We start from the raw sequence: 14078 nt of genomic DNA on the forward strand, positions 1-14078 counted from the left end.
GGAAATGCCGAGTCAGGAAAGTTCGGTGAGCGGGCTGCTGTTGAACTGCGGATCGCCGAAGCTGTTCGTGGGAACGCCGACGGCGGTGGCAACGGTCGACAGCAGACGCGTGTGCGGCTGACCCTTGAAGTCGATCGCTTTGCCGGGCTTGAAGAAGCCACTGGCGCTGCCGGCCATGACGTACGGCATGTCGACGCGCTGGTGAATCTCACCGAGAGACTGTTCGTGGCACCAGAGCACCACGCAATTGTCGAGCATCGTGCCGTTGCCCTCGGGGATCGCCTCGAGCTTCTGACACAGGTAGAGGAACTGTTCGCAATACCAGGTCTCGATCTTCGTGAGGTAATCCTCGGCCGTCGCTTCATCGACGCCCGCGACCTCGCGGTGACCCAGCGAGTGGTGGCCGGCGCCGCTCGGAACTCCCGCCCAGGTGTGGACGATCGAGCTCGCGTCGTTCGACCACTGGAGCGTTGCCACGCGCGTGAGGTCGCAAGCGATGGCCGCCACGAGGTTGTCCATCTGCAGTTTGCCGACCGCTGCGAAGTTCGTGGGGTCCTGGATGTCCATCGTGCTCGGGGTTTTCGGCACGGTGCACGCGCCCACGGCCGTGACGAGCTGCTTTTCGAGCTCGCGGACCGAGGTGAGGTGCGCGTCGAACTTCGCGGCTTCGACCGACCCAAGCTTGCACCGGATGTCGTTCAGCTCGGCGCTGACTCCGTCGAGAATGCTCTGGCGCTGGGCGCGCACGCGCGCGAGCTCGGCGGGGTCGAGCGTGAAGTCCCCGAAGATGCGGTTGAACGCCTGCATCGGGTCGTCTTCGCCGACGACGGGCTGGCCCTTGCCGCGTGCGGAGATGTGATAGGCGCCGGTCTGCACGCCGAACTGGAGCGAGCTGAACTTCGTGAATTGACCGAGCGCGTTGCCGATGTGCTGATCGATGGACATGCCGCCCGGCTGGAGCGGCGTGCCCTGGTAGCCGGTGAGCATGTTGGCGTTGTCGGGCTCGTGGTTGACCGGCACCGGCTCGATGAGTGCGGACTTCATGTCCAGGCCGCGGAGCAGCGACACCTTCGACTTGAGGGGCATGAGCGGTTGCAGAATCCGCTTGAAGGCGAAGTTGTTTCCGCCGCCGCCGACCGCGGGGCTGTTGAGGGGTGGGTTGTTGCCTGGAACGGGCCAGAGCTCGTTGAAGACGGTGCCGTTCGGCGTAGCGAAGATGATGAGGCGCTTGGGGAAGTTGCCCGTATCTGCGCTGCTCTGACGATTCATGAACGGGAGCGCGAGAGCGCCCGCGGCGACGGAGAGACCCTGGAGGAAGTGACGCCGGGAGAACTTCATTGGCAAGCTCCTGCGCTCGTATCGATCTTCCGGTAACGGAATGAATCCGACTTTGCGACGAGGATGATGAGCTCTTTCAGGTTGTATCCAGATTTTGCGAAGTCGGTTTGCACGCCCTGTATGGGGCAGGCGTCGTCCGTCGCGTCCGGGCGTTCGAGCGCGTAACGGAACCACTGCGTCGCCACGCACTTGCGGACCTGGTCGCTCTGCACCAGCTTGTCGACGAGGCCGGTCAGGCCAACGAACTTGCCGTCGACGTCGGTGCCGACGAGCTCGCCGCTGGAATCGACGGGGAGGTTGTTCTCCGTCGCGCGGAATGCGCCAACGCCATCGAACTCTTCGAAGGCAAGGCCGATCGGATCCATGAGCTTGTGACAGCCCGCGCAAACCGGATCTTTGGAATGCTGGGCGAATCGCTCGCGCGTGGTGGTGGTGGCGTCGGCGGAGGGCGGGCTGGTGTTCGCGTTGGCCGGCGGTGAGGGCATCTGCTGGCAGAGAATGCGCTCGCGAATGAACTTCCCGCGATGGACCGGCGAGGTCTGCGCCTCGTGCGCGTTGGCGGCGAGGAAGCTGGCTTCGCCGAAGACGCCACGGCGCTGCTTGGGGTCGAGGTCGACGCGCGTGAAGGCATTGCCGGTTACTCCCTGGATTCCGTAGAGCTCCGCCAGCGGGCCGTTGACGAATGTGAATGGCGCGTCGATCAGCGTCTCGAGGTGCGCGTCGCCATTCCAGAGAATCGAATTGACGAATTGCTTCGTCTCCTCCGCCATCGCCGCACGGAGCGCGGGATTGAACTGAGGATACGTGTTCGTCGATTTGTTCATCTTGAGTACTTTGGCGAGGCCGAGCCACTCACTGTAGAAATTCATGATGCCGTCATGCGAACGCGGGTCGTCGAGCATGCGTCGCGCCTGCGCTTCGACGTCCTGCACGGTGTCGAGCTTGCCCTGATCGGCGGCGTCGAAGAGCGCCTGGTCCGGCATGGTTCCCCAGATCGAATAAGAGAGGCGCGACGCGATCTCGTAGCCGGTGAGGGGAGCGGCACCATCCTTGGCGCGAGCGAGGTCGCCGGTCTCGATGTGGTTCACGAATTGTGGCGACTGGAGCATCACCTGCAGGACGAGTTGCATGGCGCTCTGGAACGTCTCGCCCGACTGCGCGCGGCGCGTGGTGAAGAGATCGAGGAGGCGTGTCGACTCGGAGCCGCTCAGCGGACGACGGTATGCCTTCTTGCCGAACGACGCGATCGTGTCCTGGGCGCACTGGGCATCGTTGCCGCTGGCCGCGCATGACGCGAAAGCCGTGATGTTCGCCGTGGCCGCCGTCGCGAGCTTCTCCGCTGCGTTCATGTACTGGGTGGCGATGAGGCTCGTGACCGGCGCCTCCTTGTTGCTGTCGAACGGACCGAACGCGCCGTCGGCCACGAAGCCGTTTGCCGGGGCGGAGTCGTCGCCCAGCAGATCGCGCACCGTGGCGTTGTATTGCTCGCGGGTCATGCGACGTAGGGGAGCGTCGCCCGGCTTGATCGTGTTCGATGAGCAGTCGAGTGCGCTGGGCGTGACGTTGCCTCCGTTCGCTCCGACGGCCGAGCCCGTCCCCGGACCGCTGCGATCGTCTTCGCCTCCGATGATGCCGGTGCAGGCCGTCACCGCGCCGCCCGCCAGCACCAGCGCCAGGATCGCTGTACCCTGTCGAATCATCGCGTGCCTCGGCGCGAGGGGGACGCCGAACACTCGCCGTGTACGACATTCACCGAGAAAACTCGGAGGCCGATGCATCGCATGCCCGAAAGGACGGGGAGGCACTTCGGGCGTCGCGCCAAATCGAACCGATTGGCCACACGGCCGACCACTTCCCCGAGCGCGGTCGGATTTTTCCGTCCTTCGCGGACGCTCGGCTTGGGTTCCGCGACGCGCCTTGTGACATAGTCGCGCCATGCGTGGAGCGCGGGTAATTGGCCTAGCGCTCGCCATCGCGGTGACCGGCCTCCCACTTGGTGCGAGCGCCGAGAGCACGCCGTTGGCGCTCGACTACGTAGCGCCGCCCGACTGCCCGACCGAGACCGCGTTCGTTGGCAGCGTCAAGGAAAGGCTCGGCGATCGTCCCGTGTCCGCGATTGACGGACGGCAGGTGCGTATCCGAGTGACCGCCGATGGGAGCACGTATCGCGGAGCGCTCGAGACCGTCGCTCCACCTTCCGTGCGTGACGTGACCGGTGCAAGTTGCAATGAGGTCGCCCGGGCCCTCGTCGTCTTCACGGCTCTCGCGCTGAGTCCTCCGGACGGCGTCGAACCGCCGGCGCCTCCTCCCGCGCCGGTCGAAGATCCGCCTCCAACCCCGCCACCGTCGTCGTTCGCTCCCGAACGTCCCGCGCCTCCGCGCCCCAAAGAGAAGGGCCGCTCGCGCCTCGGCATTGGCCTCGACCTCCGAGCCGTCGCGGCGAGCGGTGTCGCGCCAGGGGTCTCGCCTGGAGGTGCCGTCAGTGCGCGTGTGGTTCTCTTCGAGCGACGGTCGCTGCGCTGGCTCGCGCAGGTCGGCGGCGTCATCACCTACCGCGAAGAGCCGGTCGATGACGGGGGCTTCTCCTTCCTCTGGACCGCAGGCCGCGTGGATACCGGCCCGGAGTTCTCTCTCGCAGGATTCCGTCTGAGCGGTGGCCCCGTGTTCCGAGTCGGAGCCTTGATCGTGAATGCTCGCGATCTTCCAGCGTCGGTAAGCTACTCGGGGTTCTGGGGCGACGTCGGAGCGTTTGCCCGCCTTGGCCGTCCGCTTTCCTCGGCGGTCGAGTTCTCTTTCGTCTTCGAATTGGCCGCTCCCCTGAGAAGGAAGTCCTTCGGGATCCAGGGCGTCGAGGCTCCGGTCCACGAGGTTCCGCAGATCGTGGCGACGGGATCGTTTGGCATCACGTTCGGCCCCTGACCAATCTAGAACCAATACTTCCTGGGCTCGTGTTGCACGGATATCCAGCGATCCGTGGTGAACTCGGCAATTGCCCATTCGCCGCCGAAGCGACCGAGGCCCGATGCCTTCTCTCCGCCGAAGGCCGTATTCGGCTCGTCGTTCACCGGCGAGTCGTTGACGTGGACCATGCCGCTCTCGAGACGCTCCGCAAATCGGACTCCGCGTTCGATGTCGCGTGTGAAGACGGCGGCGGATAGTCCGTATTCGGTGTCGTTCGCGACGCGAAGAGCCTCATCCTCGTCTTCCACACGGATGACGGGGGCGACGGGGCCGAAGATTTCTTCGCGCGCCGCCGGCATGTCGTTGGTGACGTCGGCGAGGACCACGGGCGGCATCACCAGCCCTTTGGGTTGGCCCCGCACGAGCAGTCGCGCGCCTTCGGCAATCGTGTCGGCCACGAGCTTCTGCACGTGGGTCAGCTGCTTCTGGTTGATGAGCGGCCCGATGACCGTGCCCTCGAGGGCAGGGTCGCCGACCTTGAGCGAGACCACGCGCTCGACGAAGCGGTCGAGGAAGGCGTCGTACTGCGAGGCGTCGACGACGATGCGGTTGACCGCCATGCAGATCTGGCCTTGATGGAGGAACTTCCCGGCGATGGCTGCGTCGACAGCGCGATCGAGATCGGCGTCGTCGAGCACCACGAGGGGACCGTTACCTCCCAGCTCGAGGCACACGCGTTTGACGGCGCGCCCGGCTTTCTCGCCGATTCGGCGCCCGACCGTCGTGCTGCCCGTGAACGAGATGGCGCGCGGAATCGGGTGTTCGACCATCGCGTCGCCCACGTCCGAGCCTTGCCCGACGATCACACTCAGAACCCCTGCGGGGAGGCCTGCTTCTTCGTAGATCTTGGCAATGAGCAGGCCGCCGCTCACCGGCGTTTCGGTGGCCGGCTTGAGGACCACGGCGTTGCCGAGCGCGAGCGCGGGAGCCACCGAGCGCATCGACAGCTGCAAGGGGAAGTTCCAGGGGCTGATCACGCCCACGACGCCGATCGGGAGCCGATAGATGCGGCTCTCTTTGCCCGGTGCTCCTGCAGGCAGGATTCGCCCCTCGACATGCAGCGGATAGCTCGAGGCCTCGACTATGCTCTGCCTCGCGAGCTCGAACTCGAGGTTCGCTTTGATGAGCGTGCTGCCCGCCTCACGGACGAGCCAATCGACGATCTCGTCTTTGCGTCGTGCGAAGATCTTCGCCGCCTTCGAGAGCACTTCACGACGCTCTTGAGGCAGCGCCGAGGCCCACTGGCGCTGCATTCGCTTGGCAGAGCGATACGCGTCGTCGACGTCTTTCACGCTGGCGAGTGGAATCTCGACCAGGAGCTCGTTCGTATACGGGTCGCGGTCCTCCCCAATCTTCCCCATTCGACCGGGGCGCCAAGCTCCGGCAATCGGCATCGCGCCGAACCCCTCATAAGGAGAGGGCGGGCCATGCTTGGCCCCGGCTCTCTCTCGGCTGGCCTTGCTCGCGCTCTTGTCGGTGGCATGACGCGGCTGCGGTTGCATGACGTTGAACCTCGCCGTCCGAGGCGGCAACGTCCGCGCCATTCGGTCGCCATCCGCGAGGCGACGGGACCAAAGGGACCTGAAAGGCCAATCCCGTCGTCTCGCGGTCGCTTTTGATCGCTTGTTCGCAGGCCCGGGGCGAAGCGCCTCGGCCGCGATCGGGCGCAGCCATACAGCGCTCGGCTCGCTCCTGCCTCAACGACGACGTGAGCTCTTGGAATGCGAACGACGTTTGGCCGCGCGACGCACGCCGGACGAGCGCTTCGTTCCGGAAGTCGAGCGCGACGACGTGCTGCCGGTACGTTTGGCGGCGGCCGAGGCGCGCTGCCTCGAGGCCATGGCTCGCTTGGCCGGCCGTCCCGTCACACGCCGTGAGCTGCCGTTGGTTTTTCCGAGCGAACGTACGTTGGCGTAGCAGACGACTTCGATGTTGTTGCCTTCGCGGTCGGTGACGAACGCGGCGTAGTAGTTCGGGCCGTAGTTCGGGCGTAGGCCGGGCTTGCCGTTGTTCTTGCCGCCCGCGCGAATGGCCGCGGCGTAGAACGCGTTGACCTCATCGCGGCTGTCCACGCGAAGGGCATAGTGGCCGTCGCCCGTGGCCTTCTTGTCGCGCACGAGCCAGAAGATCTTCTCCTTCTTCGAGCCCATGCCGAAGGCGTCGTCGACCTCCATGTTGATCTTCATTCCCAACGCGCCGAGAGCGGCCTTGTAGAACGAGCGCGCGGTCTTCAGATCGCGAACGGGAACGCTGATGTGATCGAGTGCAACGATGGCTGTTTGTTTCACGAGTGCCTCCAGTGGCAAGTCGGAGTCCTCGCGAAGCAGCTCCCGTGCCCTTCGCGTTCGAGCGTCGATTCCAGGCCGTTCGACGCGTGGCGAGACCGTTACGGTCCTTCGATTCGAGCGATGCGACAGGGGTGGGCGTCGCAAGCCTGACCGTTGGGGAAGGTCGCCTCGTACGTCACCTGTCGATCGATGTTGGCGAGGACCTTCTGAGTGCGTCCGTCGGTGACGGTGAGCCGGTACCGATCTCCGTCGATGAGTGCAGCAGTCTCGCCCTGAACCCTCACCTCGAAGTCGGCGCGGTCCGGGGCCGGGCGCGTCACGGCGATGCTGCCGGGGGGCGTCGTCATCCGCGTGCTCGAGGCGCCCTTACCGGAGGGCAGCCCGACGACGGTGGTCGGCCAGCACGCGTCGTTGCGGCAGGCGACGACGTTCACCTCGGTGAGGGCCGCGTCGACGGCGACGGACTGGCGAATGATGGCGCCGGCGTCGCACGTGTTACCGGTACACGCGAGTCCGTTCGCCGATTCACTGTAGAGCGCATGCGTTGCGTTCATGCATGCCCGCTCGTCGCAGTCGGGACCATTGGGGTACGAGCGTGAGTAGGTCGTGATGCGTTCGACATCGAAAAGCACAGCGCCCTGCGCGTCGGTGACGGTGAGGGTGTACCGGTCACCGTCTTTCGTCTCTGCAGCGGGCCGGACGGACACGTCGAGGCGCGTCCAGCCGCTGCCCTCGTCCACTCGGTGAACCGTTCCGTACAGCGAGCCTCCTTGGAGCTGAAAGAGGGTTGGGAGAGGTTCTCCCGATCCGGCGTCCTTCTCCTGGTCGACCGAGCCTGTCCCGCAGTAGCCGTTCCAGCACGCCTTCACCTGCAATGTACCGAAGGCGTCGACCGGCATCTGCAAGTGCGCCGACAGGGTAGCGCCGTCCGCACAACCGATGGCCGTGCAGCTCTTGCCGCCGCCAGAGTTGGAGGAGCAAGCGAGCAACGTGGCGGCCGGGATGCCGACGAAGAAGAGGAGGGCGGCGAGAGGCTTCCGAGACATCGCTGCGGAAGCGTAGTCGATGCATCGCGCTCGGCGAGCGTGGCGTGCTGCGTTCATCGTGCACCCGTGTAGGACGAGTGGGTGATTGCCGGCACGCTGGTGCGCTGATCCGAGGTCGTTTCATGCTCGAGCCAACGACCATACGCGGGGCCTATTTCGAAGGCGTTCCACGCTTCGTACGGCCGGGCGAAGACGCGTGAGCGATCATGTGCTCGTCGTGTCTCCATTGTCCCTCCTAAATGAGTGCTCGCGCTTTCCGAATCGGCGCCTGCGCAACATGCTGCGCACCTCACGATGACGGAACGTCGACTTCACCAGCCGCTCTTCCATCGTCGTGTCCGCGAGTCTGAGTGCTTCGCGGAGATCGCGGGTCGCCGTTTTCGAAACGACGCCCATCCCGATCAGGCTTCGCCGGTTGCGTTGATCTGATCCCGTCCGACCGCGCACGAATCGTCGAGAGACTCGTCTCTCGGTGGGGTGTGCGAGCGGACGCGAGCAAGAAGCCATCCACGGTTGCGCCCTTGCGCGGCCGGCGGGTGACGTCTGCTCGTCACCCAACCCAAACCCGAAACGAGCCTCGAAGTATGAAGTTCCTTACCCACCGCCGAATCCGCAACGTGAAGCGCACCTGTCTCGCTCTCTCCGCCATGACCTTGCTGGCCTGCGGGGCCGGCGCTGGCGATTCGCAAGCTTCCGAAGCGGTGCCGACGGCCGGCGCGAACGGCAACACGGGGACGCCGGGCGCGACGAAGGTCGCCGAGACGCTCGACCCCACGGCTCAAGGTCCGGACATCCCGGCGGGACCGATGCCCTTCCGCGGCGTCAACCTCGCGGGCGCCGAGTTCGGCGATCCCGTCCCGGGCGTGGAAGGTCAGGACTACCACTTCACGACCAACGAAGAGGTCGACTACTTCATGTCGAAGGGCATGAACACCTTCCGTTTTGGCTTCAAGTGGGAGCGCCTCCAGCCCCAGGCCAACGGTGAGTTCGATGCCACGTACGCGAACAAGCTCGACGCGGTCGTGAACTACGCCGCCTCCAAGGGCGCGCACGTCATCCTCAATCCGCACAACTTCGCGCGCTACTACGGCAAGACCGTCGGCTCGGCGTCGATGCCGAGCTCGGTGTTCGCCGACCTTTGGAAGCGCCTCGCGACGAAGTACGCGGGTAACCCGAACATCATGTTCAACCTCGTCAACGAGCCCCACGACATTCCGATGAACGAGTGGGTCGACGCGGCGAACGCGGCCATCCAGGCCATCCGTGGTGCGGGCGCGGCCAACACCATCATCGTCCCGGGCAACAACTGGACGGGCGCGCACAGCTGGAACGACGGGGGCGATCAGTCGAACGCCACGGCGATGCTCCAGATCAACGACCCGCTCGACAACAGCCTCTTCGAGGTTCACCAGTACCTCGACGCGAACTCGGGTGGTGGCTCGGGCGCGTGCGTCAGCCCGACGATCGGCAGTGAGCGCCTCAAGGGCTGGGTCGATTGGCTCCGCACGAACCACAAGAAGGGCTTCGTCGGCGAGTTCGCCGGTCGTAACGACGCGACGTGCAACGCCGCGGTCACCGACATGCTGAACTACATGAACGCGAACTCCGACGTGATCAGCGGCTGGCTCTGGTGGGCCGCCGGTCCGAACTGGGGCAACTACGTGTTCAGCCTCGAGCCGCAGAACAATCAGGACCGCCCGCAGATGTCGGTCATCAAGCCGTATCTGTTCGCGCAGCAGCAGTAGCTGCGACGCGTCGAGACCAGCTCCGACGCCAATCGCAACGCGGCACCCCTCCCTCGGTCTTCGAGGCGAGGGGTGTTCGCATTTGTCGATCCGGCACGGATCCCTCCTGATCGTGATGCCCGACGTGGCACACGTGGCACGCCTGGCATCACGCGAAAATCCAGGCGAAAGCTCGGGCATTGTCCTTGCTGTAGCGCCGTGCATGCTCCTCGCGCGTACCCGACTTGGTTGGCTTCTTTCGCTGTCCGTCATGGGCGCTTCTCAGTTCGCCGTAGGCTGCGGTAGCGGCGACGGTGGGGGCCCGACCGGGGCGGTCGACGAGATCGACAACGGCTTCGAATCGGACGACCCGAGCGGTCAGTCGGCAGCGACACGCGGAGGTGCCACCGGCGCCGCGGGCGGGGACACGGCCGCGCCTCCGAACGCCTCCGCAGGCGCGTCGAACGATCCGAGCGATGCTGCGCGCACGGTCGAAGAAGCCGACATCATCAAGCAGGACGGGAATCGCCTCTATGCGCTCTCGCGTTACGGCGGCCTTGCGGTCGTCGACATCACCGACCCCGATCACATGAAGGTGCTCGGTCGCAAGCGGACCGAAGGCATGCCCTTCGAGATGTACGTCCGCAATGGCCGCGCTTACGTGATGCTGAACGACTTCGGCCGCTACGTGGTGGCTGACGGCAACCCCTACGGCCAATGGGTGCAGTCGAGCGAGATCGTCGCGCTCGACGTGACGAACCCGGCCGCCATCTCGGAGTTCGCGCACTACGACGTGCCCGGCAGCATCGCCGACTCTCGCGCCGTCGGCGACGCGCTCTACCTCGTGACCTACGAGAACGGCTACTGCTGGAGCTGCAGCACGAAGCCCTCCACGGTCGTCACGTCGTTCAACATCGCCGGGGCCGGCATCGGCCGCGTCGATCAGCTCGCCTTCAGCTCGCCGAACGCCAACTACTCGAGCTGGAAGCGCAGCGTCACCGCCACGAACCAGCGCCTCTACATTGCAGGCCCGGAGTGGAACTGGACGCAGGGCTCTGCCAACGGCCAGTCGGTCATCCAGGTGGTCGACATCACCGATCCGGGCGGTCACCTCGTGAAGGGCGCCGACGTGCCTGTGGCCGGTCAGATCAACAGCCGCTGGCAGATGGACGAGTTCAACGGCGTGCTTCGCGTCGTGAGCCAGTTCGGCAACGGCTGGTGGGGCCCCAACAACTCCGTCAATCCGCTCGTGCAGACCTTCACGGTCAACAGTGCGAGCTCGATTACGCCCCTCGGCCGAACCGAGCTTCATCTTCCCAAGCCCGAGTCGCTCCGCAGCGTTCGTTTCGACGGCACGCGCGGCTACGCCATCACGGCCGAGCAGAAAGACCCGCTCTTCACCATCGATCTCGCCGATCCCGCGCATCCCGTCCAGGCCGGAGAGCTCGTGATGCCGGGGTGGGTCCTCCACATGGAGCCCCGTGGCGATCGCCTCATCGGCTTCGGCTACGACGACACGGCGGCGAGCCAGGCGAACCTCGCCGTATCGCTCTTCGACGTCACGGATCTGACGAAGCCCACGATGCTCGAGCGCGTGTCGTTCGGCGCCGGTTGGGGAAGCTTCGCGGAAGACCAGGACCGCATCCACAAGTCCGTCAGCGTGCTCGACGGCGACGGCCTCATCCTCGTTCCGTTCGCGAGCTACGGCCGCTGGGATGGAAACAATTGCGCGCAGCCGGCGAGCGGGATCCAGCTCATCGACTATTCGCACGATCACCTGACGAAGCGCGGGCTCGCTCCGCAGTACGGGCTTCCGCGTCGCGCATTTCTCGCGAACGGCCGCATGCTCGCCGTCTCCGACCGCAACGTCACGAGCTTCGACATCACGGCGCGCGACAACCCCGTGAAGAAGAACGAGCTCGACATGTCGAACCCCGCCTACCGTACGGTGGAAGTGGGCAACAGCATCGCGAGCATCTCGAGCGATTGGTGGTCGGGCGAGGTGATGCTCTCGCTCACGCCGAAGGCGAATGCCGATGACTCCGATACGTCGGGCAAGGTATCGCTCGCCTCGCTTGCCACGCCCGGCTCGTGGATGTGCAACGGCAGTGGCTGGACGTCCTGGTATCAGGCGCGGCTCTTCGCGAATGGCAATACCGTTTATCTCAGTGTTCCGGTTTATACCTACGAAGGGAACACGCGAGGCGGTAAGATCGTCATCGCCGCCATCGACGTCTCGAATCCCGCCCAGCCGGTCATCGTGGGCAAGTCCGAGATGGTGTTGACGTCCCACGACACGTCGGGCGGCTACTACGGCTGGTACGGCGAGGGATTCTGGGACGACTACGCGTTCTATTCGTACTACGGCGGCATGTCGGGCTCGCTCGTCGGTACCGGCGAGGCGATCGTCCAGCTCGGTTCGAAGCTCGCCTTCATCGAAGTCGACAACGAATGGATTCCGTCTCCGGGCCCGAAGGGCACCACCTACTCGGTGAAGGTTCATCGCAAGCTCCACGTCGCCGATTTCGCGAACATGACGGCGCCCGTCGTCCACGCGCCGATCGAGCTCGCCGACAGCCTCGGTTCGTCGCCGCTCCACGTCATCGACGGCGTGGTGATGACGTCGCGCTGGAATCAGTCGTCGAAGAACCCCGACAAGGTTCGCTTCTTCGTCGACCGCATCGACCTCAACGGTAGTGCGCCCGTCCAGCTTTCGTCGATCAACACGCCGGGCTCTCTGGTGCTCACCGACCAGCCTTCGCATCGCATGGTGACCACCGACTACAAGGCGACGCGCACGAAGACGCCGGACTGGCAGTCGTGCCAGACCGTTCTCGGGTGGCGCGCCTACTTCGATTACAGCACGAACGACTGCATCCTCGTCGACCGCTCGCTCAAGCTGTCGGACATCCAGAACACGAAGGTCACGCTGCGCCAGACCTTCAATCCGCCGTCGCAGAACTTCGGTGGCGTTCGAATCGCCGATGACCGCATCTACGTGACGCGCTACGCACGCTACGACTACTCGAAGTCGTACGCCTCGAGCGACGGCACGTACTTGCCTCCGCCGATCCTCGAAGACGGTGGCTTGTGGGCGATCGGTGGCATTCGCGCCGGCCAGCTCAGCATCGTCAGCCAGATGACCGGCGATGCGCAGTGGCCCCTCGCGGCGAACGGCACCAAGATCGCCCTCTACACGCAGGGAGGCCTCGCCATCTACGACACGGCGACGCCGGTGCCGACGAAGCTCTCGGAGCAGAACCTTCGCGGCTGGGGCTACACCTCGTACGTTCTTCTCGGACAGGACCGCGCGATCTGCTCGCTCGGTGAGTGGGGCCTGCAGACCGTCCACTTCTGAGCCCAGTTCCAGCCACGCATGACGCTCGGCGCTCTTCGGAGCTCCGGGCGTTTTGCTTTTCTCGGGGAACCTTCGAGCGGCGCTCGCGCTGATCGTCAGCGGGCGTGGACCAGGTTCGTCTTCGCGCGGTGGCGTTCGATGGCGAGATCGACGAGGCGGCTCACGAGCTCCGTGCGCTCGATGCCGGCGACCTCCCAGAGCTTGGGATACATCGAAATGCGGGTGAAGCCGGGGAGCGTGTTGATCTCGTTCACGAGCAGCGTGCCGTCTTTGCGAAGGAAGAAGTCGACGCGCGCGAGGCCCGCGCATTCGAGGACCTGGAAGACGCGAACGGCGGTGTCGCGAACATTGGCGAGCACCAGGGCGGACAGTTCGGCGGGAATCACCAGGCGCGCTCCCGCCTCGTCGACGTATTTCGCGTCGTACGAGTAGAAGCCAGCGGGATGCTCCACGACGATCTCGCCCACGCCCGACGCAATCGGCTCGTCGTTGCCCAGAACGGAGCACTCGATCTCGCGGCCCACCACCGCTTCCTCGACGATCACCTTCGTGTCGAAATCGAACGCGTAGGCCAGAGCTTCATGAAGCTCGGCCCGCGAGGCTACACGACGAACGCCCACCGACGAACCGAGGTTGGCCGGCTTCGTGAAACACGGGAACCCGAGCGAAGCGGCCTTCTCGGCGGCGGTCCCGGGATCGCGCTCGAAGTCGAACTTGCGAAGGACCACGAAGCGCGCCACCGGGATGCCCGCATCGCGGAGCAGGCGCTTCGTCACGTCCTTGTCCATGCCGATGGCCGAGCCGAGGAGGCCCGCGCCCACGTAAGGGAGGTCGGCCAGATCGAGCAGACCCTGCACCGTGCCGTCTTCGCCACCGGGGCCGTGGAGCACCGGGAAGACCACGTCGATCGAACCGAAGAGCGATGCGTGCGCGGGCTCGCGCGCGACGAGCTTTCCGCCGCGGGGATGCGGTTCGAGCGTCACCACCGGTGCCGACGTGTCGAGATGAACGTGACGCGGGTCCGCCAGCAGACCTTCGAGACGCTTCTCGCTCTCGATCCTCCACGTACCGTCGCGGTCGATGCCGATCGGAACAGGCACGAAGCGCGTTCGGTCGAGCGCGGCAATGACGTTGCGGGCCGACAAAATCGAGATCTCGTGCTCGGCAGACCGCCCTCCGAAGAGGACTCCCACGCGGAGAAGACCGTCGAGGCCGTCGACGCTTTTGGAGCCATGAGCCGGGGCAGACATCGGGGAAACCCTAACCGCAGAGCCAGGGAGGTGGAATCGCGGAATCTTCGAATGGCCCGGCCGCCGTCGTTTTCCGCGACGTTTTGCTCGGAGTTGGCATGGCAAACCCCGGC

At 65.3% G+C, this 14078-nt stretch carries 8 protein-coding genes and 1 pseudogene; 3 read left to right on the forward strand and 6 right to left on the reverse strand.

The window, feature by feature from the left end; genetic code table 11:
- Positions 1–12: 12 nt before the first annotated feature.
- Entirely contained in the window at positions 13–1338 is a 1326-nt protein-coding gene (locus tag AKJ09_RS22110; RefSeq protein WP_146649196.1) for a DUF1552 domain-containing protein, read from the reverse strand.
- Complete coding sequence (locus AKJ09_RS22115; RefSeq protein ID WP_169927745.1) at positions 1335–3038, reverse strand: DUF1592 domain-containing protein; 1704 nt, start codon at positions 3036–3038, stop codon at positions 1335–1337. The genes AKJ09_RS22110 and AKJ09_RS22115 overlap by 4 nt, the downstream gene beginning before the upstream one ends.
- Positions 3039–3273: 235 nt before the next feature.
- Between AKJ09_RS22115 and AKJ09_RS22120 the strand changes: the two genes are divergently transcribed.
- Positions 3274–4257 (forward strand): hypothetical protein, encoded by a 984-nt coding sequence (locus AKJ09_RS22120; RefSeq protein WP_146649198.1) that lies wholly within the window; start codon positions 3274–3276, stop codon positions 4255–4257.
- A gap of 5 nt (positions 4258–4262) precedes the next feature.
- On the opposite strand, the gene AKJ09_RS22125 is transcribed toward AKJ09_RS22120, so the two are convergent.
- The 3 genes and pseudogenes from AKJ09_RS22125 to AKJ09_RS22135 form a co-directional block, all read right to left on the reverse strand.
- Positions 4263–5801 carry an aldehyde dehydrogenase family protein gene (locus AKJ09_RS22125; RefSeq protein ID WP_205633766.1) on the reverse strand — a complete coding sequence of 513 codons (1539 nt, stop codon included), beginning with the start codon at positions 5799–5801 and terminating at the stop codon, positions 4263–4265.
- A gap of 411 nt (positions 5802–6212) precedes the next feature.
- A pseudogene (locus AKJ09_RS56200) lies at positions 6213–6572 on the reverse strand (VOC family protein); the annotation flags it as partial.
- Between the two features lie 113 nt (positions 6573–6685).
- Positions 6686–7633, reverse strand: a complete 948-nt coding sequence (locus AKJ09_RS22135) for a hypothetical protein (RefSeq protein WP_146649199.1) — start codon at positions 7631–7633, stop codon at positions 6686–6688.
- Between the two features lie 584 nt (positions 7634–8217).
- Between AKJ09_RS22135 and AKJ09_RS22140 the strand changes: the two genes are divergently transcribed.
- A complete protein-coding gene (locus AKJ09_RS22140) occupies positions 8218–9378 on the forward strand; it encodes a glycoside hydrolase family 5 protein (RefSeq protein WP_146649200.1) in 1161 nt (386 codons plus the stop codon).
- Between the two features lie 250 nt (positions 9379–9628).
- On the forward strand, positions 9629–12715 hold the full coding sequence (locus tag AKJ09_RS22145; RefSeq protein ID WP_169927746.1) for a beta-propeller domain-containing protein: 3087 nt from the start codon (positions 9629–9631) through the stop codon (positions 12713–12715).
- 95 nt (positions 12716–12810) lie between these two features.
- Here AKJ09_RS22145 and AKJ09_RS22150 read toward each other — a convergent pair whose 3' ends face one another.
- The gene (locus AKJ09_RS22150) at positions 12811–13965 is read right to left on the reverse strand and encodes a D-alanine--D-alanine ligase family protein (RefSeq protein WP_146649202.1); all 1155 of its coding nucleotides are present in this window, start codon (positions 13963–13965) and stop codon (positions 12811–12813) included.
- Positions 13966–14078: the final 113 nt, after the last annotated feature.

Origin of the sequence: Labilithrix luteola (assembly GCF_001263205.1) — a bacterium.
Taxonomy (GTDB): Bacteria; Myxococcota_A; Polyangia; order Polyangiales; family Polyangiaceae; genus Labilithrix; species Labilithrix luteola.